Raw genomic sequence first — 21,979 nt, forward strand, 5'->3', positions numbered from 1 at the left:
TAATTATAACACTCCTTAAAAAAAGCGCCCTTAAAAAGAGCTAAATGACAGCGCTTTTTAATAGGGCGTTTCTCTTTTTCTAAGAAACTTTTCGCTTTTTAACCATTTCGACGGTTTTCACCAATCACGAATATTTCCTTACTCAAATAACGAATACGTTCCATGATTCTTTTGGCCTTTAACGGCTCTTCATCCCCGCGTTGTGTAACAGACAAATGTTCTTCCAACTCATCCATATTGAAATTTGAAGAAAAGAATGTTGGGAGCTGTTCTTGCATACGGTGCTGCAAAATAACACCTAGAACTTCGTCACGAATCCAAGCACTCATAGAATCGGCACCAATGTCATCAATCATCAAAATTGGCGCACGCTTCACTTCATTCAATTTAGGGCCCACTTTATCGTTTGAAATTGCTTGTTTCATTTCTCCAGCAAAGGTTGGAAAATGTAACAGCGTGGTTTCGAATCCTTTGACAGCCAGTTCATGGGCCACGGCTCCTAACAAGTAGGTTTTCCCTACACCAAATGTCCCCACTAAATACAACGCTTTATGAAACGACTTAGGGCTGCCCTCATACTGATTTATAAAATCTAAGGAAGCCTCCAGCGCTTCGCTTCGTCCTGAAGTGACTTCAAAAGTACGGATAGAGGCTTTACGAATATCTTTAGGCATATCCAAAGAATTCACTCGATTACGGATTTCCTCCTCGCGCTTCAAACGCAACAACTCATCGGTAGGTACATAAGTAACGTCAATAAAATGAAAATTCAAGCTTAATTGCGGTTCGTAGCCTGGTGCGATCATGGTTGGATCAGAGGCCAAGAATTTTTTCTTTTCTTGAACAAACTCGTAAAGCTTTGCAAAAGATTTTTCAATGTCCTCTTGCGTTAATTTTTCTTTGTGTTCTTCAATAAATTGACGAACATCCGGATCAGCCAAAACTTCTTCCATCATTTGACGGTAACGGCCATCAACTCCGCGGCTTCTAATGATGCGATTCAATTCTTTTCCTACATCTTCCATCAATCGTCACCTTCTTTACTCAAATATTCTGCTAATTTACGGTTCAATTCCGCTTCTTTTTCTGGCGTCAATTTTGTTTCTTTTGGCGGTTGCTTGATATGTTCCGGCAATGCCTCTTTACGACCCGCTCCACGCTTTTGGTAATTTGAACGCGAGGGTTGAGTCTTACGAACCAATTTTTGATTGTTCTGTCGGACATGCGCGATTGCTGCTTCCGGCGTTGTGATTTTCTTTTGCGCCCAATCGTTGGCGATCGCATTTAAATAATTCGCATTGATTACAGCTTGATTTTGGATCACTAAAATATAATTGATGATGATATTGATGACGCTCTTAGGGAGTAAATTTCTACCGATCAATTCCTCTAGCAATCGAACTTCCGTATTTGTTTCAAATCCGCCTTTTTCTCTTTTTATCGCTCTTAAGAAAGTGACCGGCGCGATTTTTTTGCTTTGTGTAATAATTTCTAACTCTTGCGGTGAAAAAGTCCCCGTTGTCTCTTTATTTTCAGTAACAGCTTCCGGTGAAGCAGTAGGAATAATCGGCCGCTTCTCTTTATTGATCAATTGTCGCAAATAAGTAAAATTAACGCCTGTCTTCTCACCCGCCGCAGCTTTGGCAACATATTCTGCAAGGTCCAGTTCCCCCAAACCATAAAGAGTCTGGAAGGTCTGTAATTTTTCACGTTCATCAACAGATAAAATAAGATTGAATCGTTTCAATTGTTGGCTAAACAATGACCAATCAAAGTCTCTGGAATCTGAAAAATCATCCTGTGTTTTTTCCAGCAGCTCACTCTGGCTGTCAAAGATTTTCTCATCAAAACGGTAAACATCGCGAAAACGCTTCGTGACATTTTTAGCAGTGGTTGTGTCAAAATCCTTTGGCTTGAAACGCTCCACCAACCGTTCATACCGTCGCGTACCAATTTTTTCTAATAATAAATAACCCATTAATGGATCTTGGAAAAATTTAACTGGGTACATCGGGGTCCTTAAATGATACAGCAGACTCAATCCTATCTCATCATCCGTTTGCTGGTACGTGTCTAACAGACCTATTCCTTCAAGCTGTTCTCGTGCCTTGATCAAATTCATCAGTCCAGTATCGACAGCAGCCAGCAAGTCTGTATGCATCAAACTAGGACTTTTTCCTTCGATGGTAATGTCACTTGCTAAGGTTAAATAGAGACTTAATGCGGCGCTGCCAATGATCGGCTGATACAAATAAAGCAACGCCTCTTGCTTACTTTGATCAAGCTGTGGCTCTCCAAAGACCGTGTAAAAGGTGCTGGGTTTTAGTTCTTCTGCCACTAAAAAGCCTCCTACTCTTCATCCGTTGATTTCGCTTTATCAACGATCTCCTGTAATTCCTTCAAGAACACAGACATATCTTTAAATTGTCGATATACACTTGCAAAACGTATATACGCAATTTCATCCACTTCCATCAAATCTTCCATGACAAATTCGCCAACCTGACTCGTTGGAACTTCATTTTCTCCCATGCTGCGGACCCGATTTTCCACGTGATCAACGATTTGTTCCATTTGTTCCATCGCGACTGGGCGTTTTTCCGCCGAACGGATCAATCCGCGTAAAATTTTATCACGGCTGAACTCTTCACGATCCCCGTTTCGCTTAACAACTAATAAAGGAGCTGCTTCGATCCGCTCAAAGGTTGTAAACCGAAACCCACAGCTTTCGCACTCTCTTCTACGGCGAATCGCTCGTCCGTCATCAGTTTGTCGACTATCGATCACTCGAGAATTATTATGATTACATCTTGGACAACGCATTGCTTCACCCACACTTTCTTACGTTTAGTTAAATTCACTGATTTTGTGAAATATATTTTGTTATATAGAACAATTTTTTAAAAACAACGATTCGCTGTGACATTAAATTTATTTGTTTATATAACATGAGTTTACCATAACCAGCGTGCTAAAAAAAGCGTCGTACTGCTACGACGCCGAATTCTTTAAGAAACAAATTTATTTTTTTTTAGCCAATCAAGGACTTGCCGCTGCGTTGTTTCTTTCGAGGAACAATTATCAATGACCACATCTGCTCGTTTTCTCTTTTCTTCTAAAGAAAGCTGACTGTTGATTCGTTCCAAGGCTTCTTTTTCTGAAAAATCATTTCTCATCATCAACCGTTGCAATTGTATTTCTGGAGTGACATACACTACCGCGACCTGATCCATCATCGCTTCATACTTTCCTTCATATAATAAAGGAATGTCCACGATCACAAGGGGGCTTACGCGCTTAGCCTCTTCTGTTTGTTTCGTAATTTCCTTCCGAATAAAGGAATCTAATGTTCGATTCAACAGGTTTCTCTGCTCTTCATCTTGAAAAACAATCGTTCCTAATCTTTTTCGATCTAGCGCGCCATTTTCTTTGATGATTTCCGAGCCGAAAACTTTTTTTAGAGCATGAAGTCCTTCCGTATCCGGTTCAACCACTTCTCTAGCAACAATATCCCCGTCGACAACAGGGAATCCTTGCTCTTTAAAAAGAGTTACCACCGTCGATTTTCCACTAGCGATTCCTCCAGTAATGCCTAAAACAAAGCTCATCTTTACACCTTCTTCAATTTTTGACAATGTGGGCAGAGATGCGTTCCTCTCTGAGCAACTTTGATCTTTATAATTGGTGTGCCGCAACGAGAGCAAGGCATCCCCGTTTGTCCATAGACATGCAGCTCTTGTTGGAAATGACCTGCTTCTCCCAGCGCATTCAAATACGTCCGAATAGTGGTGCCGCCTGCTTCTTTGGCTTTTCCAATCACTTCAATGCTGGCTTCTCGTAAACGACGAACAGATTGCGCACTTAATGTATTAGCAGGCTGCTCTGGATGAATCTTTGCCAGCCATAACACTTCATCCACGTAAATATTCCCTAAACCTGCCACCACTTTTTGATTTAATAATAATGGCTTGATCATGGTTGAGGATTTTTTTAACTGCTGTTTAAAAAGCGCTAGATCGAAGTCTTCATCTGTCGGCTCCGGTCCCAATTGGGCCAAACCTTTGTACTCCTTGGCTGTCCCTTTTTTTAGCAGCGCCATTCGGCCAAATTTTCGAACGTCATGATAGACCAGTTCTGACCCATCTGAAAAAATAAAGCGTACATGGCTGTGCTTATCTAATGGCGTCGGCTGTTTAAAGTATTCATATTTGCCTTCCATTCTTAAATGGGAAACCATTTCATAATGAGTAAACTGAAAAATTAAATACTTCCCCCGACGTTCGACAGTTTCAATGGACTCCCCGATCAACTGCTGCTGGAAAATTTCTACTTCTGGGAATTCAACGATTCTTGGCCAATAAACATCGACCTTTGCGATCGTCTTTCCTTTGACTAAAGAAACTAGCCCCTTCCTTACTGTTTCAACTTCTGGCAATTCTGGCATATCTATCATCCTAACTCTATTCTTTTATTCGATTTTATGAACTTGCTTGAGCCAGGTACGCCCTTCACATCTCTGGATATATTAACAGTGAAGCGGTACGTATCTTTATCTCGCAAAAAAGGCGCAAGTTCGTATTAACGGTACCATTTTTCTAAAAAAGCGAAAAATAATTTGTTTTCTCTAGAAAGAACAGGCAATCATTCTTATTCTAACATGCCCGCAGCAATTTAAATGAAGTAAAAAAGCTGGAATTTCTTCCAGCTTTTCACTATTTTGCTTCATACCATGTTTTGCCCCAATTGCTGTCCGTCAAAAGCGGCACATCTAATTGGACAGTATTTTCCATCACTTCTTTTACGAGTGCGTCTAACTGTTCTAATTCACTCTCAGGGACTTCAAATACCAATTCATCGTGCACTTGCAACAGCATCGTTGCTTGCAATTTTTCTTCTTTCAAACGTTTTGCCATTTCGATCATTGCCAACTTCAAAATATCTGCAGCACTTCCTTGGATCGGTGTGTTGATCGCCGTTCGCTCAGCGAAGGACCTAAGATTGAAGTTGCGGGCATTAATGTCTGGTAAATACCGTCGGCGATTGTATAAGGTAGCCGCATAGCCTTTATCTTTTGCTTCTCGAACACTTTCTTCCATGTACCGTTTTACATCTGGATAATTTTCGAAATACGTATCGATATATTCTTGAGCTGCTTTTCTGGTGATTCCTAAATTTTGTGACAAGCCGTAATCAGAGATCCCATAAACGATACCGAAGTTCACTGCTTTTGCATTGCGGCGCATATTCGGTGTTACCTCATCTTCAGAAACATTGAAGACACGCATCGCGGTACTCGTGTGAATATCCATTCCGTCACGGAAGGCTTGCTTCAAATGTTCATCTCCAGAAATATGTGCCAAAACGCGTAACTCGATCTGAGAGTAGTCAGAAGAATAAATCAACCAGTTTTCATCTCGCGGCACAAACGCTTGACGAATTTTTCTTCCTTCTTCTAAACGGATCGGGATATTTTGTAAGTTCGGATCAACTGAACTCAATCGTCCCGTTTGCGTTAATGTCTGAATATAACGAGTATGGATCTTGTTGTCGCTTTGAATCACTTTCAAAAGACCCTCTACATAAGTTGATTGAATCTTAGCAATCTGACGATAGTTTAAAATATGCTCCACAATTGGCGCTTGCTCCCGTAATTGTTCCAACACATCGACTGCTGTGGAATAACCGGTCTTTGTTTTTTTGATTACTGGCAGATTCATTTTTTCGAACAAAATAACGCCCAGCTGTTTCGGTGAATTAATATTGAATTCTTCTCCCGCATCTTGATAAATCTTTTTTTCGATCTCTTGCAAACGTTTGGAGAACTCCCCACGCATCGATTGCAACCGTTGTGCGTCAACAGTGATCCCTGTAATTTCCATTTCAGCCAAAATACGTGAAAGCGGCAGTTCCATTTGATAAAACAGATCATCCTGTTTCTTTTCTTCCAATTCTTTTTCCAATTTATCATTTAAGAAATGGATCGCTTTGATTTTCCGTGCCAAATGTCCAAAGAAGACTTCACGATCTTCAGGGAGACCTTTTTTAGCGCCTTTTCCGTATATCTGTTCGTCTGTTTGGATCTCAGTATAGCCATAATATTGAGCGACTCCTGCGATGTCATTGCTATTATCGTTGGTATCTAAAAGATACGCCGCTAGTAAAACATCAAAATTGATTCCTTCTGTTTTAGTAATGTAACGATTTAATGCAACATACGTGCGTTTTGCGTCATAAACTTTTTTACCATTTGCAGTTTCCAGCCATTTTTTAAACACATCGCTCTCAAAAAGCGCCAACTCGTCGGTCACATATATTTTTTCTTTGGTTCCCCAAGCAACACCTACAATATCCGATAGATGATAATTCTCTTCTAACATTTCTACATACAAAGCTGAATCAGCTGTGAACATCTCTTCTGTAAATTCATCAACCACTTCAAACTTTATGTCCTCTAATTCAACTTCTTCTTCTTCAACATTTAATTTGCTCAAAAAGCCTTTAAAATCCATTTCCTTGAAGAATGGGATCAACTTGTCTAAATCTTTCCCGTTGTACGCTAAATCATCAATCGAAACATCCACAGGTGCATCTAGTTTGATGGTCGCTAATTCTTTAGAAAGAAACGCCTGATCCTTGTCATTGATCAAATTTTCTTTCATTTTACTTTTCTTCAATTCGTCAATATTTTCATAAACGCCTTCAACACTACCGAACTGCTTCAACAACTTGATCGCTGTCTTTTCTCCAACCTTCGTTACACCAGGGTAATTATCGGAAGTATCTCCCGCTAAGCCCTTCATATCGATAATTTGATGAGGCGTTAATCCATCATATTTTTCAGCTACATGCTCAGGCGTGTAGGATTCGATTTCACTTACCCCTTTAACAGTGATATCTACTTTGATCTTATCCGTCGTTAACTGAGTCAAATCGCGGTCACCAGATAGGACAACTACGTCAAATCCCTCTTCGGCTGCGCGATGCGCGAGTGTGCCAATAATATCGTCCGCTTCATAATTATCGAGCTCGTAGTGCTTTACTCCTAAGCCTACTAATAATTCACGTAAATAGGGCATCTGTTCTCGGAATTCTCCCGGTGTTTTTGATCGCCCACCCTTGTAGTCAGAGTACATAGCTGTACGGAACGTCGTGTTTCCCGCATCAAAAGCTACTAGTACATGTGTCGGTTTTTCTCGATCCATTACATTTTCAAACATGTTGTTAAACGCGTAGATCGCATTCGTGTGCAACCCATTCTTATTTTTAAAACGCTCCAAAGAATTGTGTAAAGCAAAGAAGGCACGAAACGCAACACTATTGCCGTCTACTAATAATAATTTCTTTTCACTCATATACTCGACCCCTAATTTCTATTAATGTAGTTGATTTTTACAAAATAAATGCGTTTTTCAGCACATCAGTCATCATGTTCCAGCCACTTTTCTATGGCGATGATCTTCCACCCCTCATTTTAACAAAGTAATCTATGAAATGAAAAGAATGGAGCCATTTTTTCTCGGATTCTTTCTTTAATGCAAAAAAAAGAGACGATCGCTCGTCTCTTTCTATTTACTACTTCCAAAAATTCTTAAGAATGAAATGAACAGATTAATGAAATCTAAGTAAAGCTGTAGCGCCATAAAGACGGCCACACCATTTCCTGCCTCACCGTTCGTCCCTTGATAAATCTTTCGAATCATTTGATTGTCATACGCCGTGATCCCTGACATAACCACTACCATTAAAATGGAAATGAAGAAATCTACCGCACCACTACGTAATACAAACACATTTAGCAGCATGGCGATAATAATCCCGAACAGACAACTCAATGCTGCTCGTCCAACGCCCGATAAATCACGTTTAGTAAATGAACCTATCAGTGACATCACTAGGAATGTAGCAGATGCTGTAACGAATGCCTGAGTGACGGTACCAATATCATACATTGCCAAAGTAACTGCCAGCGTCAATCCATTCAACGCAGAATAAACGATAAATCCACCAATTGCTAACGTGGGATTCTTTTGTGCTTTCACACCTAAAAAGATAACTAAGGCGATCTCAGCGATCCAGATTCCCCAAAAACCTAGCGGAAAATTATTGATAAAGTGTTCGACTTGACTGCTCCAAACATTCAATGTCATATATGAAATCACTGCACTAATACCGATTCCCATCGCTAGAAAGGCGTAAATCTTTCCATAAAAACGATTCAAGCCATAAACTTGTGTTTCTTGATTATTCATTCAAATCATCTCCTATATGTGCCTGTGGCGGTTTCACCATTACCACTGCATCTAAAATGCGTTTCTCTTCATTGTCGGTGGACTCCACCGCTTCAACAGAGATCGTAACAACATCTTTCATTTTATCCACTTTGATCACTTCAAACTCAAAGGTCAACGTTTCATAATGGAAAACTGGATCAATAAAATTGATAGAAAAATTCACGACATGAGAACCCGGTCCTGGTAAATGTTTTGAAATCGCACTTGTTATGATCCCCATTAACATAACCGATGGGACAAGTGGTTGTTCATATTCAGTTTCTTTTGCGTAATCATGTTGGATATACAAAGGATTGGCATCGTTTGTTAATCCTAAATATAAAAGAATCTGATTATCTTCGATTGATTCCGTTAACGATAACGAGTCACCTTCCTCAATTTCATCAATCGATTTGCCTATTTTCCGAGCTTTCATAGTATACAAATTCATTCCCTCCGTGTATTGTTCTACTCATTATTTTATCAGAAAGCAAGTAAAACACAAGCTTGTACCTTTTTTGTATTAATTTTTTGCGAAGATTAAAAAAAGAAGAGGACCCTCGACAATGGTTTGCCGAGGGCCGCTTACTATAACACGTTGCGTGTCGTATTACTTAATAGGTTTTCATAAGCACGTTCAAATTTTTGTACATCCCCCGCGCCCATAAATATAACTACTGCATTTTCATGGTCTAAAAGCGGCGACATGTTTTCTTCTTTGATTACTTGTCCGCCCTTTTGAATTTTCGCGCCTAGATCTTCAATTTTCACGTCTCCAGCAACTTCGCGGGCAGATGAGAAAATATCACATAGATATACTTTATCCGCACGATCCAGCGCTTCAGCAAAATCGTCCATTAAGGCAATCGTCCGTGTGAATGTATGTGGTTGGAACACGGCGATCAATTCTTTTTCAGGGTATTTTTGACGAGCGGCATCAATCGTCGCTTTGATTTCAGCAGGATGATGCGCATAATCATCAACAATGATCATATCTGCAACTTTCTTTTCAGTAAATCGGCGTTTCACACCAGAGAAAGTCAGCATCTCATCTCTCACCTTGTCCATGTTCAGTCCTTCGAAATAGGCAACAGCGATTACTGACAACGCATTGAGAATGTTGTGTTTTCCAAATGAAGGAACGGAGAAACGTCCGATAAATTTTTCTTTATGGTACACATCAAATGCAGAACCATTCGTCGTACGAACGATATTCCGTGCTTGGATGTCGTCATTTTCTGACAGTCCATAATAATAAATAGGAACATCCGCTTCTAGTTTACGCAGGTATTCATCATCACCATAAGCAAAGATACCTTTTTTAACTTGTGATGCCAATGTTTGGAAAGCTTCAAACACATCACCGATACTCTTGAAGTAATCAGGATGATCAAAGTCAATATTCGTCATGATGGAATAATCTGGTGCATAGGCCAAGAAATGGCGTTGGTATTCGCAGGCTTCAAACGCAAAGAAGGTCGCATCTGGTACACCGTGTCCAGTCCCATCACCGATTAGATAGCTCGTAGGCGCCAATCCATTTAATACATGGGCAAGCAAGCCTGTTGTACTCGTCTTTCCGTGTGACCCTGTTACTGCGATACTCGTGTAAGGCTGGATAAATTCTCCAATAAAATCATGGTAACGAACGATTTCCAGACCTAGTTCTTTCGCTCGGGCAATTTCTTCATGGGTATCAGGAAACGCATTTCCTTGAATGATTTTCATACCCTCTTTAATGTTGTCTTTACTAAATGGCAAAATAGTAATGCCAGCTTTTTCTAAATCACGTTGAGTGAAGAAATAGTTTTCAACGTCGGAACCTTGTACACGATAGCCCTTTTCATGTAAAACTAAAGCTAATGAGCTCATTCCAGAACCCTTGATTCCAACAAAATGATAAAGTGTATCTTTATTATTCATTTAATCCTCTTCCTTATATGTACAAAATTGTTTGCGGTTCACATTATCATATAAATCCGTAAAAATAGCAATCTTTTATTCTTCAAGCTGTTTTTATTTCCTTATTTTTCAATCATCTTCAAAAATTTTAGTTCCCCTTGGCATCTTCCGCATACATACCTTTTCGTGTCGAGTTTTCGACGACGAATGACTTCTTGTTGGCACTTTAAGCACTGGTACACTTGATACGTTTTCACAGCTAACGGCGGTGTAAACCGTGAACCTCCTGTCTGCTTCAACAGTTGTTTGAATTCTCTATCCTTGTGCTGATACCCTCGTCCAGCTATATGCAAATGATAATGACAAAGTTCATGCTTGATGATTTTGATCAATTCTTCTTCCCCGTATTTTTGAAAGACCAACTGATTGAAGTCCAAATCATGGCTATTTAGATGGTAACGACCACCTGTTGTTTTTAATCGCTTGTTAAATGTTGCTCGATGACAAAAGGGACGTCGAAAAAATTCCTGAGAAATTTTTTCGACGAGAACCTGTAACTCTTGATTAGTCATGATTATCACTTTGAACCATTGTCAAACTGATTCTGCCTTTTTTGACGTCCACCGCTTCAACCCAGACAGTTACCACATCTCCAACCGAGACAACGTCCGTTGGGTGTTTAACAAATTTTTTGCTCAATTTAGAAATATGGACCAACCCGTCCTGTTTTACGCCGATATCGACAAATGCACCGAAATCAATTACGTTGCGGACGGTTCCTTGCAGTTCCATCCCAGCTTGTAAATCTTCCATTGTCAAAACATCTTGGCGCAATAACGGTGCGGGCATTTCATCACGCATGTCACGACCAGGCTGAAGCAGCGCTTGAAGAATATCTTTGATTGTTTCTTTTCCGATTTCGAGCGCTTGCTGCAATTGGCTTAACTGCAACCCTTTGATTTTCTCTGTTGCTTCTTCAGAGCCTAAAGATTTAAGCTCCACATTTGCTAGAGCCAAAATCTCTTTCGCACTAGCATAACTCTCCGGATGGATCGCTGTTGTATCCAAAATATTTTTTGCATCGGGAATGCGTAAAAATCCAATAGCTTGTTCATAAGCCTTTGGTCCTAAACGGGGCACTTTTTTTAATTGCGGACGTGATGTAAACGCGCCATTTTCTTCACGATACGTCATAATATTTTGCGCAGTGGTCTTATTTAATCCAGAAGCATATTGCAGCAACTGCGGACTCGCTGTATTGACATTGACACCCACTTGGTTAACGGCTGTTTCAACGACAAAATCAAGACGTTCAGATAACCGTTTTTGCGAAACATCGTGTTGGTATTGCCCTACACCTACCGCCTTTGGATCGATCTTCACTAATTCCGATAAAGGGTCCTGCAAGCGTCGCGCGATGCTGACGGCACTGCGCTCTTCTACTTGTAATTCTGGAAACTCTGCGCGTGCTACATCGCTGGCAGAATACACGGAAGCCCCTGCTTCATTCACGATGACATAAAACACTTCTTGTTGTATTTGTTTCAACTGCTCTGACACAAACAATTCAGATTCACGACTTGCTGTCCCGTTCCCAATAGCAACCATTTCGACGCCGTGCTTTTTGATCAACGCTTGAAAGGCTGGGCCGGCTGCTTGGCGTTTGGCTTGAGGTGCTGGCTTATGGGGATAGATCACTTCGATGGCCAACACTTTCCCTGTTTCATCTACGACTGCTAATTTGCATCCAGTACGGTACGCGGGGTCAAAGCCCAACACGACTTTTCCTTTTAAAGGAGGTTGCAAAAGCAAGTTGCGTAAATTCTCGCCAAAGATATTGATGGCTTGTTCATCGGCATCTTCGGTCAATTCATTTCGAATCTCTCGCTCAATAGCCGGGCCAATAAACCGTTTGTAGCTGTCTTTATAGGCTTCTCGAACAAATTCTGCGGTGATTGAACGACTATTTTGTACTAGTTGGCGTTCCAAGTAGTCAAAGACTTTGTCCTCTTCAACGACGATCGAAACCTTTAGAACCTCTTCTTTTTCCCCACGATTAGACGCTAATACACGATGGGAGACCATTTTATTAATAGGCTCAGCGAAATCATAATACATTTCATAGACGCCCTTTTCATCCTTCTCAGCATCTTTGACTTTGCTTTGATAGACGCCCTTATTTTTCGTGAAGGTGCGAATCCATGTACGAAAATCCGGATTGTCACTGATTTGTTCGGCTACGATCTCATGCGCGCCTTGCAAGGCTTCATCTGCATTGGCGACATTCTCATTGATAAATTCTTCCGCTTTTGCATAAACATCCCCGTTTTGCGGAAAGCTTACTAAATACTCAGCCAAAGGTTCCAATCCATTTTCTTTGGCGATCTTTGCTTTTGTCCGACGTTTTTGTTTATACGGACGATATAAATCTTCTACTTTTTGTACTTTGACTGCTTTTTGGATTTTTTGTGCTAGTTCTTCCGTCAATTTTCCTTGTTCATCAATTAAACGCAGCACTTCCAGTTTGCGCTTCTCTAGGTTCTCTAAATAATTATAACGTTCTTCGATTTCGCGAATCTGGACTTCATCCAAGCTGCCTGTCATTTCTTTTCGGTAACGGGCGATAAAAGGCACCGTATTTCCGTCTGTCAATAAAGTTAAAACAACAGTGATTTGCTGTGGACGGTAATCCGTTAATTCTTTATTCAGTAATTGAATGATTTCTTGGTTTAAACCTTCTGCCATTTCCATTCCTCTTTTCATCCAAAATCTTATCTATTTTATCATAGTTCAGCGAACTTTGCTTCTATCCATCCATAGAAAAACCTTCACGTTCATCCGCAGTGAAGGGTCATTTAGAAATGATATTCTTTCGTTGCCTCAATAGGTTTGGTAATTCTGATAAAATCAGTCCGGTTAAAGTTAATCAAATGCCAAAAACTGTTTTAATCGTGATCGTTTCGCCTAATATGGCTACGGACGCGATCGTTGTTAACATAGGAATCGTATAAATATAAACTGTTGCTCGAACGGCGCCGAGGGTTTTGACTGAAAAGTTCCAAGTGACAAAACACAACGCAGATGCACCCACGCCTAAAAATAATAAATTGCTAAAGTTTCCTAGTTGAGCAAATCTAGAAACATCAAAAGAATCTATCGACAAGAATAGAACAGGAAGCATGAATAACAGTCCATAAAAGAATATTCGCTGCGTTGTTGCAATCGTTCCTTCACCAAAAGTACTGATCTTTTTAACGATTAGCGAGTAGGACGCCCAGCAAACTGTTGCTATTAAAGCCAGCCCATCGCCAATGGGGTCAACATTTAGTGTCCCCGATAAGCTGATCAATGAAATGCCGATCATGGAACAGATAAATCCTAAAACAAAAATTTTTGGAATCGTTCCTTGTTTCAGCACAAATCGGCTAATCAGCGCAGTCATGAAGGGACTGACCGAGCCTATGATCCCCACATTCATTGCTAGCGTATAGGTCAACGCGACATTTTCCAAATAGTAGTACAAGAAAATACCAAATAAACCAGCGATCATAAAATACTTTTCCTTTGACCATCCATTGAATGAAAGTCGCCTACGCGAAACAACCGTCAAAACTAAAAAACCGATCAAAAAACGAATAAAAAGAATTTCAATAGGTAAAAAGTCCTTTAGCAATACTTTCGTAGAGATAAATGTTAATGCCCAAATCATGACCGTTACACTTGCGGATAAATGCCCTTTGACCGTCTCTGACATTCTTTCCCTCCTTCTTTCAATCAGTTGTAATATTTTAATTCATTTGATCTCTGTATACTTAACCACTATGCCATTTAAGAAATGACCATGCAAGAAAATTCAAAAAAAAGTGAGATTCTAGTCGAATCTCACTTAGCTGCTAAAAATCAGGCTGCCACGGCCCATGCTCATTTGGAAGTTCATAATCTTGAACAATGCCTTTAGTGTCAAAAACTACGCCATGCAGGCTTCCTCCAAAAACAGCCCCTCCGTCAATACCGATCTTTCCATCTGATTCCCACAGAGAGGTCGTTTGCATGTCGCCGTAAAGCATAGGAGTAATCGTGTGTCCGAACACAATTGTTTTTCCTGTGCGATTTTTTCCTTCATGAAAAGGCTCACGAATCCATAGAAAATCAAATTCCGAAGTTTCTTTCCAGTTCTTCGTCAAGTCTATTCCCGCATGTACAAAAAGGTAGTCGCCCCATTCGTAATAAAAAGGCCGTTCGGATAAAAAAGAAACCAATGATCGATAGCGGCTGCGGATCATCATCGCGATTTCGGTCGGGGAATACTCATCTGTCGCTCCTTTATGAAGCAAGCTCTCGATGGTCTCTTTTCCACCATTATAAAGATAACTAGGAAACCAATCTTCCGGTTTTTCCATAAACTCTAAAAAGTATTGTTCATGGTTTCCCCTTAAGTAGACCGCTTGATACTTTTCAACCAGTTCCATACCTAAAAGCCAGCAGTCTTTACTCTTAGGTCCACGATCATTCAAATCCCCAATCAGCACGAGCTGCTGCTTCTCAGGTTGAAAATATTTCAATACTTGTTGAAACATTTCATACTCACCATGAATATCACCAATTACAAAAACTTGATCCATTTTATTTGCCCCCTTCAACCAAGGACTATCTTAACTTCCAGAAACGACAAAATAATTTCCATCGGTGTCGACAAAATTGAAGACATATTCTTCACCGATTTGCGCTAGATCTCCCAACTGAACATTCACTTCTTGCAATTTTTTATATAGTGAAACAACATCGTCACTTCCGAAAATCAGTGCAGGTGCTGGTTCAGATAGTTCGTCGTCATTATTTTCAATAAACGCGCGATCATAAATAACTAAATGCGTCGTACTCTCCTTACTCATCGCTACTTCCGCAACCTGCGAGCCATCTAATTCTTCAAAACTAATCTCGACAAAACCAAGACTTTGCCAAAATGCGCTCGCTTTTTTTACATCGTTTGCATACAAAATCACTTTTACTTGTTCATTGAACACGGTATCCACTCCTCGAAAAATTTCTAAAAATATATAGTTAATATAACAAAAAGAAGCTTTTGAAGCGACTGTTAATTCAAAGCCTTAAAAACAATCTGCACAAAGTTGCGCTGTTATAGTGAGTGTAACAAAAAAAGACTTGGTCGCGCTAGCCAAGTCTTTTCTATGATTAAGAATTCACTTCGATTGAAGCATTCTCGTCTTTTAACATCTCTCGATCCAATTCATGAATACGTTCGCTCGTTACAACACCAGCGACCATACTGCCGCTAACATTAACCGCGGTACGTGCCATATCGATCAAAGGTTCAACTGAAATGACCAATCCTACGATAGCAACCGGCAAGTTCATAGCTCCAAGGACGATCAATGAAGCAAAGGTTGCCCCACCGCCGACACCTGCAACACCAAAGGAACTGATAGTCACAATTGCGATCAACATGATGATAAATTTCAAGTCAAATACGTTTACCCCGACTGTTGGCGCCACGATTGTTGCAAGCATCGCTGGATAAACACCCGCACAGCCGTTTTGACCAATTGAAATACCGAAGCTTCCCGCAAAGTTCGCCGTTGCTTCATCAACGCCTAATGCTTTTGTTTGCGTTTCAATATTCATTGGCAATGTTCCGGCACTTGAACGAGAAGTAAAAGCAAAACTTAAAGCTGGAAAAGCCTTTTTGAAGAAAGTAACTGGATTTACTTTGACGCCGAGCAATATCAACGAATGAACCAATAGTACAACGATCAACGCACTATAAGAAGCCAGAATAAATTTACCTAAGTTAACGATTGCTTCGAAATCACTTGTTGCTAAAACATTTGTCATCAGAGCAAACACGCCATAAGGTGTTAGACGCAAGACCAAAGTCACGATACGCATAATAACTTTATAAAGACTTTCAATTAAATTAGAAAAGAATTCTGCTTCTTTTGGTGCTTTCCGGCGTACACCCAAGAAGGCGATGCCGACAAAGGCCGCAAAAATTACCACGCCGATTGTACTTGTTGGGCGTGTTCCAGCAAAATCAGCAAATACGTTTGTTGGAATAAACGATAAGATTTGTTGCGGAATCGAAAAGTTTTGAACCATTGATTGACGTTCCGCCAACTCGTTGATTCGAGCAGTTTCAGCCGCACCCTTGGTGAATGTTGCACCATCAAGGCCAAAGACCATCACTGCAACGATTCCGATCAACGCAGCAATTGCTGTTGTTGCTAATAAAGTAACTAATACATTGGCGCTGATCTTCCCTAGTTTTTTACTTGATTTCATCTTGGTGAATGCACCGACGATTGAAATAAAAACTAACGGCATAACCAACATTTGTAATAATGAAATATAACCATTACCAACGATCCCGATCCATTCCATCGCTTGAGAAATAACTTTGCTACCATTTCCTAAAAGAAGCTGTAAAATACCGCCAAAAAGAATCCCGGCTCCTAATCCTGCAAATACACGATTAGAAAATTTCACATGTTTCTTTTGCATTTGGTAGAAAACTACAAGCAAGGCAACGAAAGCTAAGATCACTAATACAGTGAACAGAGTTGTCATTGTATTCCTCCTTAAAATAACTTTCTATAATGACAAGTCTGTCAAAGGAAGTAAAGGTTCCCGGTATCCGCTCTTCAGCGACCTACCCTAAAATATAGCTGCGCGACTCCTAAATTTTAGTGACCTTTAAATTATAACTTAGAAAAAATAATCTGTCTTATGATTTGCACTATTCCATAGAAATTTTCATAATGATATTCATAAAAAAACCTCCATTTTAAAAATGGAGGTTTTTAACAGTTAGATGGTGTTGGAAGAGAAGTTTATTTTTACACCAGGTTGATCTAAGGCAATCTCGGTTATTTCGTAAACCATTCGTTCGATTAAACGCAAGATTGGTCGGATCATCTCGTTCGCTTCTGCTTCAGTTAGGTCGCTTTGCTGTTTGACTTCTCGTCCAATGACGTGGATCACCTGCGAAAACACCCCACCGATAATGAACTTCTCAAATGGAATAACGAATTCAATTCGTACACCCATGATGCTATTTCCAGCCGGGTACCCTGGATCAACTGCTTCCAACGGACTGAAATTAATCAATAATTTTTGTTTGACCACTTGGTCTTTTGGAGGAAGTCCATAATTAAACGACTCTACGACTTCCGGATCACGCTGTAATTCCATTTCATAACTCCTCATTCATAAGAAATAATCCATCAATTTTCAAATATTTATTAATGTCTGCATGATTCTCAAATAAATTTCTATTGCTTATCTTAATTATAGCTTTTTGCTTAGAATTTTTGTACCATTTCTTTTAAATTATTTATAAAATAAGTGGCATGAATTGCTTGATTGAAGTGATCGATATCAAAGAAAACGGTTTGTACACCTGCGTTGTTTCCAGCCTCTACGTCTAATTTTCGATCCCCGATCATTACCGTTTTTTCCGGAGATAGCTGGTAAGTATCTAAAAAATATTTAATGGAAGACGGGTCCGGTTTTCTAGGGAAGTCGGAGTCACTCCCAATAATATCCACAATAAAAGAATCCAGCCCATCGCGTTTCAACAAATCCCAAGTGGAGTCCACGGTTCGGTGTGTCAAAATGAAATGTTGCCCGCCCTTTTTTTGTAATTCTTTTAGCATGTCTTTCGTTTCTTCAAAAGGATAGGAATCTTTATTGTCCTGCGCCTCATAAGCATGATAGACTCTATCAAATTCCGGTGCAGGCAACTTCCAATCAAGAATCAATTGACGAATAGACTCTTCCTTTATTTTCTTGTATACAAGTTTTTCGTCTTTTTGAAGATCAAAATCGTTAAAAGTTTTCATCAATGCCTTCAACATAATCGGGTATGTATCATACAGTGTCCCATCAAAATCCCAAATATAATTCATCGTAAACCTTTCTAAGTAAACATAATAATTTTATAAAATATCTTTTTTTATAATTCTTAATTGTGCGTCCATCGTGTAAACCATTGGAGCGGCGTTAGGAATGTCAATTTGATCCACTTGATCTGTTGGCACATTTTCTAAAAACTGAACCAATGCACGCAAGCTATTGCCGTGACCACAAACTAAAACAGTCTTATTATCCAACAAATCTGGAGCGATACACTCCTGCCAGAGAGGGATTACACGCTTCAACGTCATATGCAGACTTTCTCCTGTCGGTATCAGTCGAGGATCTAATTGGTCGTAGCGGCGATCAAAATGATTGTCCTTAGTCAATGGCGGCACTTCATCAAACCCTCTTCGCCATTTTTTTACTTGCTCTTTTCCAAAATGCTGGGCGATAGTCTCTTTATTTTTTCCAACTAATGCACCATAGTGACGCTCATTTAGGCGCCATGTCTTAAATTCAGGAACAAAACTTGCATCTGATTGCTGCAAGATCATTTTTGCTGTTTTGATCGAACGTTTTAATACGGACTCGTACGCAACATCAATGAACAGGTCTGCATCTTTTATTTTTTTGCCAGCTTTTTTTGCCTGTTCTATGCCCTTCTCGGTCAAATCTACATCTAACCAACCTGTCCAGTAATTTTGAAAATTGGCTTCACTCTCTCCGTGACGAACTAAAATCAACTTCATTCTCTCACCCTCTTATTGTAAGGATATCAGAAAAAGCCTAGTTTTAAAAACTAGACCTTTTTCGTGAATTGCGTATGACAATTTTTACACGTCACTTTGATTTTTCCTCGTCCTTTTGGAGCACGCATTTTCTGTTTGCACTCTGGACACTTAAAATAGCTATAGGTAGCTTTTTTCCCTTTAAAAACGTCTTTCATTTGAGCAATCCATTGAATAAATTTCTGATTCTCATTGCTTCGTGGATAGATTTTCTTTGAAAGAAATCGATAAAGTACGAGTGCAAATGCCGCGACTGCCAAAATGTTTCCAATATAATACGGGATCCAACGATCTAAAATCATCATTATAGCCCATAAAACCAACAATGCTTTATTGATTTGATCGAAACGACCGTAGCGCCCACGCATGAAATGTGCATATTTTTGATAAAGCTTCGTTACTCGCTGCATCCAGATATTTCCCAATGGAGAAGCTCCCTTCTAAAAAAATTACTTGTTGTAAATCTTTGGTCCCTTACGCATATTTTTACGATCGTTTTTCGGTTTTTCCATTTTTTCCGAACGACCGCCGCCTTGTTTCTTCTTTATTAATTCTAGCATTTTTTCTTTTTGATTCATTTTTACACCGCCTTTACCAGTAGAGTCACTGATTCCACATGATAAGTTTGTGGGAATATGTCCACTGGTTGAACTTTCACAGCATGATAGCCAAGATCCTCATATCGTCTCAAATCTCTAGCTAATGTCGCTGGATTACAAGAAATATAGACGATTTTTTCAGGATTTACCGCAACAGAAGCTTCAATGAATTTTTCATCTAGTCCCTTTCTTGGCGGATCAACAAAAATTACAGAAGGTTCGATCCCTTCGCGTGCCCAGCGAGACATAATTTTTTCAGCTTTTCCGATTTCATAGTTCGCATTTTCGATACCATTCATTTTTGCATTGGCTTTTGCATCTTCAACTGCTTGAGGGACAACCTCAACCCCATAAACATGCTTCACCTTTTCTGCTAGTGACAGACCGATTGTTCCAATTCCGCAGTATGCATCTACTACGATATCTTCTGAACTTAACTCCGCAAAATCAATTGCTGTTTGATAGAGTACTTCTGTTTGCTGCGTATTTACTTGATAAAATGATTGAGGAGAGATGCGGTATGTCTTGCCTAACAATGTATCGTTGATCGTCGACTTCCCAAACAATACCTTCTCTTCTCGTCCCATGATCACGTTGGTTTTTTCTGGATTTACATTTTGGATCACTGAAACTACTTCAGGCAACTCTTTTTTGATCATTTCAGCGATTTCCATTCCTTTAAAGAAACGTTCGGTTCTTGTTACCAGAATGACCATCATTTCATGACTGTAGTGCCCACGACGAATAATAATGTGGCGGATAAAGCCCGTATTTTCACGTTCATTATAAGCTTTCACATTGAAACGTCGTAAGATATCACGAACAGCTAGAATCGCTTGATCAATTTTTGGATCTTGGATCAAGTAATCTTCAATCGGTAGTAAGTTATGTGAATTTTTACGGTAAAAACCCGTCATTAATTGATTGTCGACTTTTTGTACAGGAATCTGTGCTTTATTGCGGTACTCAAAGGGGTTATCCATTCCTAACGTTTGAGCAACGGACAAATCCGGCAACTTTGCAATTGTTTTCAATACTTTTTCAACCTGCTGTTGCTTGAATCGTAATTGATAGTCATAAGTCATGTGACTTAACGGTGCAATTCCGCTTCTCAACAAGTCTAAATCTTTTACATCTTGACGCTCAGGATTTGCAGTGAATCGTTCGATTACTTTTCCGTAACCAAATTTCTTTCCAACTTTAACTGCTTTAACTGTCATTTCTTCATCTGGTAAAGCATTTTCGATAAACAGGGGATAGCCATCAATATGAGCGACACCGAGTCCTTCATGGGACAAATCGTCGATTGAGACCGTATATGTTTTATTTTTTTCTACTGTGGTCATTATATTCTCCTTCAAGGCTGATTCACCTATTCTAATGAATTCTACTAGAAAAAGCAAGGTAACACCGAGAGTTATAATCTTAAGAGTTGCATAAGCGACTAATAACTTTCTTACAGTGAATACTCTTGCAAACAAAAAACGTTTCTATCCATTTTGACAGAAACGTTTTTGTCTTATTTCTCTAGATCTTCGTCTTGGATCTTTTCGTATTCTTTCACGAGCTCGATGCCTGCTTCGCGTTTTTGATCGTCTTGGTCACCTGTACCTAAAATTGCGTCATCATTGATTTCATCCGTGTTGGCATAAAATTCAATGTGCTGATGAAGATTTTCAAAACGCATTGGCGCATCGCCGCCGTATTCACCATCTAAATTGATCATCATTTTTTTATCCGTATCAATTAGACTAGCATCTAAAAAACTCGTTTTAACATACAGTACTTTTGAGTCATTGACGTGCTTTCCACCATTCAAAACAAGCGTAATTAAACGAACGATTTCAAATAGATTCGCCGTTTTCACTACGATCAACGAGAATTTTCCGTCGTCCAGTTTTGCGTCGGGGGCAATCGTCTCAAAGCCACCGATAGAATTGGTCAACCCAAGGAAAAACATCGATGCATTTCCTTCGTATTCGCCGCCTTCATAGACTAAGCGCATCTTTGTTGGCTTAATACGGGGAAGCATTTCAGCTCCTTTAGCCAAATAAGCTAAATAACCAAAAATGCTTTTTAATTCAGATGGCACCTCGTAGGTCAATTCCGTTAGAGAGCCGCCAGCAGCGATATTGATAAAGTACGTCTCCGCGGCTTTCCCAATATCCATCTTGACTGTTTGCTGTTTTTGAATAACTTCTGCAGCTGCCTTAACATTGTTGCGAGGCACTTTTAACGCGCGCGCATAATCATTTGTTGTTCCGGCAGGAATAATCGCCATTTTAGGCCGTTTTTTTAACCCGGCAATCCCATTGACTACCTCATTGATCGTTCCGTCGCCCCCTGCCGCAACCACTAGTTCGAAACCAGCTTTTGCGGCACGAGTCGCTTCATTTTTCGCTGAATTCGGTTCAGGGGTCGTCGCAAAGGCACTTGCTTCATAACCTGCTTTTTCAATGGCATCCAAAATATCTGCCAAATTATTGCGCATGATCTCTTTTCCAGATACTGGATTATAAATCAGTCGTGCTTTTCTCATGTTCAA

22 protein-coding genes are annotated in these 21,979 nt (G+C 39.8%); all 22 read right to left on the reverse strand.

All coding sequences use genetic code 11. The features are described from left to right. Positions 1 to 98: 98 nt before the first annotated feature. The 22 genes from dnaI to I592_RS08370 all read right to left on the reverse strand — a co-directional run bounded on the left by dnaI (position 99) and on the right by I592_RS08370 (position 21,973). Positions 99 to 1,025 carry a primosomal protein DnaI gene (dnaI, locus tag I592_RS08265; RefSeq protein WP_010780657.1) on the reverse strand — a complete coding sequence of 309 codons (927 nt, stop codon included), beginning with the start codon at positions 1,023 to 1,025 and terminating at the stop codon, positions 99 to 101. Further along, a complete protein-coding gene (locus I592_RS08270; RefSeq protein ID WP_010780656.1) occupies positions 1,025 to 2,338 on the reverse strand; it encodes a DnaD domain protein in 1,314 nt (437 codons plus the stop codon). Before I592_RS08270 ends, dnaI begins: the two co-directional genes overlap by 1 nt. An 11-nt stretch (positions 2,339 to 2,349) precedes the next feature. Then, positions 2,350 to 2,823 carry a transcriptional regulator NrdR gene (gene nrdR, locus I592_RS08275; RefSeq protein WP_010780655.1) on the reverse strand — a complete coding sequence of 158 codons (474 nt, stop codon included), beginning with the start codon at positions 2,821 to 2,823 and terminating at the stop codon, positions 2,350 to 2,352. Between the two features lie 185 nt (positions 2,824 to 3,008). After that, positions 3,009 to 3,608 (reverse strand): dephospho-CoA kinase, encoded by a 600-nt coding sequence (coaE, locus tag I592_RS08280; protein WP_010780654.1) that lies wholly within the window; start codon positions 3,606 to 3,608, stop codon positions 3,009 to 3,011. Between the two features lie 2 nt (positions 3,609 to 3,610). After that, positions 3,611 to 4,444 carry a DNA-formamidopyrimidine glycosylase gene (gene mutM, locus I592_RS08285; RefSeq protein WP_010780653.1) on the reverse strand — a complete coding sequence of 278 codons (834 nt, stop codon included), beginning with the start codon at positions 4,442 to 4,444 and terminating at the stop codon, positions 3,611 to 3,613. A 268-nt stretch (positions 4,445 to 4,712) separates the two neighbouring features. Continuing rightward, positions 4,713 to 7,352 (reverse strand): DNA polymerase I, encoded by a 2,640-nt coding sequence (gene polA / locus I592_RS08290; protein WP_010780652.1) that lies wholly within the window; start codon positions 7,350 to 7,352, stop codon positions 4,713 to 4,715. A 213-nt stretch (positions 7,353 to 7,565) separates the two neighbouring features. Beyond that, positions 7,566 to 8,249, reverse strand: coding sequence for a Bax inhibitor-1/YccA family protein (locus I592_RS08295; RefSeq protein WP_010780651.1), 684 nt, complete (start codon positions 8,247 to 8,249; stop codon positions 7,566 to 7,568). Then, positions 8,242 to 8,721 (reverse strand): MaoC/PaaZ C-terminal domain-containing protein, encoded by a 480-nt coding sequence (locus tag I592_RS08300; RefSeq protein WP_044926163.1) that lies wholly within the window; start codon positions 8,719 to 8,721, stop codon positions 8,242 to 8,244. Before I592_RS08300 ends, I592_RS08295 begins: the two co-directional genes overlap by 8 nt. 137 nt (positions 8,722 to 8,858) lie before the next feature. Beyond that, positions 8,859 to 10,193, reverse strand: coding sequence for a UDP-N-acetylmuramate--L-alanine ligase (murC, locus tag I592_RS08305; protein ID WP_010780649.1), 1,335 nt, complete (start codon positions 10,191 to 10,193; stop codon positions 8,859 to 8,861). A 101-nt stretch (positions 10,194 to 10,294) separates the two neighbouring features. Next, positions 10,295 to 10,744 (reverse strand): SprT family protein, encoded by a 450-nt coding sequence (locus I592_RS08310; RefSeq protein ID WP_010780648.1) that lies wholly within the window; start codon positions 10,742 to 10,744, stop codon positions 10,295 to 10,297. Beyond that, positions 10,737 to 12,917, reverse strand: coding sequence for a Tex family protein (locus tag I592_RS08315; RefSeq protein WP_010780647.1), 2,181 nt, complete (start codon positions 12,915 to 12,917; stop codon positions 10,737 to 10,739). The genes I592_RS08310 and I592_RS08315 overlap by 8 nt, the downstream gene beginning before the upstream one ends. A 181-nt stretch (positions 12,918 to 13,098) precedes the next feature. Beyond that, positions 13,099 to 13,926 (reverse strand): DMT family transporter, encoded by an 828-nt coding sequence (locus I592_RS08320; RefSeq protein WP_010780646.1) that lies wholly within the window; start codon positions 13,924 to 13,926, stop codon positions 13,099 to 13,101. Positions 13,927 to 14,065: 139 nt separating this feature from the next. Then, positions 14,066 to 14,794 (reverse strand): metallophosphoesterase family protein, encoded by a 729-nt coding sequence (locus tag I592_RS08325; protein ID WP_010780645.1) that lies wholly within the window; start codon positions 14,792 to 14,794, stop codon positions 14,066 to 14,068. Between the two features lie 30 nt (positions 14,795 to 14,824). Then, positions 14,825 to 15,196 (reverse strand): VOC family protein, encoded by a 372-nt coding sequence (locus tag I592_RS08330; RefSeq protein ID WP_010780644.1) that lies wholly within the window; start codon positions 15,194 to 15,196, stop codon positions 14,825 to 14,827. Between the two features lie 169 nt (positions 15,197 to 15,365). Further along, a complete protein-coding gene (locus I592_RS08335; RefSeq protein WP_010780643.1) occupies positions 15,366 to 16,757 on the reverse strand; it encodes an L-cystine transporter in 1,392 nt (463 codons plus the stop codon). Positions 16,758 to 16,997: 240 nt separating this feature from the next. Then, a complete protein-coding gene (locus I592_RS08340; RefSeq protein ID WP_010780642.1) occupies positions 16,998 to 17,381 on the reverse strand; it encodes a DUF1149 family protein in 384 nt (127 codons plus the stop codon). A gap of 110 nt (positions 17,382 to 17,491) precedes the next feature. Beyond that, entirely contained in the window at positions 17,492 to 18,097 is a 606-nt protein-coding gene (locus I592_RS08345) for an HAD-IA family hydrolase (RefSeq protein WP_010780641.1), read from the reverse strand. A 30-nt stretch (positions 18,098 to 18,127) separates the two neighbouring features. Beyond that, a complete protein-coding gene (locus I592_RS08350) occupies positions 18,128 to 18,796 on the reverse strand; it encodes a 2,3-bisphosphoglycerate-dependent phosphoglycerate mutase (protein ID WP_010780640.1) in 669 nt (222 codons plus the stop codon). A gap of 50 nt (positions 18,797 to 18,846) precedes the next feature. Continuing rightward, on the reverse strand, positions 18,847 to 19,260 hold the full coding sequence (locus I592_RS08355) for a hypothetical protein (RefSeq protein WP_174293643.1): 414 nt from the start codon (positions 19,258 to 19,260) through the stop codon (positions 18,847 to 18,849). A 24-nt stretch (positions 19,261 to 19,284) separates the two neighbouring features. Next, positions 19,285 to 19,413, reverse strand: a complete 129-nt coding sequence (locus I592_RS22150; protein ID WP_010780638.1) for a hypothetical protein — start codon at positions 19,411 to 19,413, stop codon at positions 19,285 to 19,287. Between the two features lie 2 nt (positions 19,414 to 19,415). Then, positions 19,416 to 20,780, reverse strand: coding sequence for a 23S rRNA (uracil(1939)-C(5))-methyltransferase RlmD (gene rlmD / locus I592_RS08365; protein ID WP_010780637.1), 1,365 nt, complete (start codon positions 20,778 to 20,780; stop codon positions 19,416 to 19,418). Between the two features lie 173 nt (positions 20,781 to 20,953). Then, positions 20,954 to 21,973, reverse strand: coding sequence for a diacylglycerol kinase (locus tag I592_RS08370; protein ID WP_010780636.1), 1,020 nt, complete (start codon positions 21,971 to 21,973; stop codon positions 20,954 to 20,956). Between the last annotated feature and the right edge of the window lie 6 nt (positions 21,974 to 21,979).

It is taken from the genome of Enterococcus gilvus ATCC BAA-350 (genome assembly GCF_000407545.1).
Classification (GTDB): Bacteria; Bacillota; Bacilli; order Lactobacillales; family Enterococcaceae; genus Enterococcus_A; species Enterococcus_A gilvus.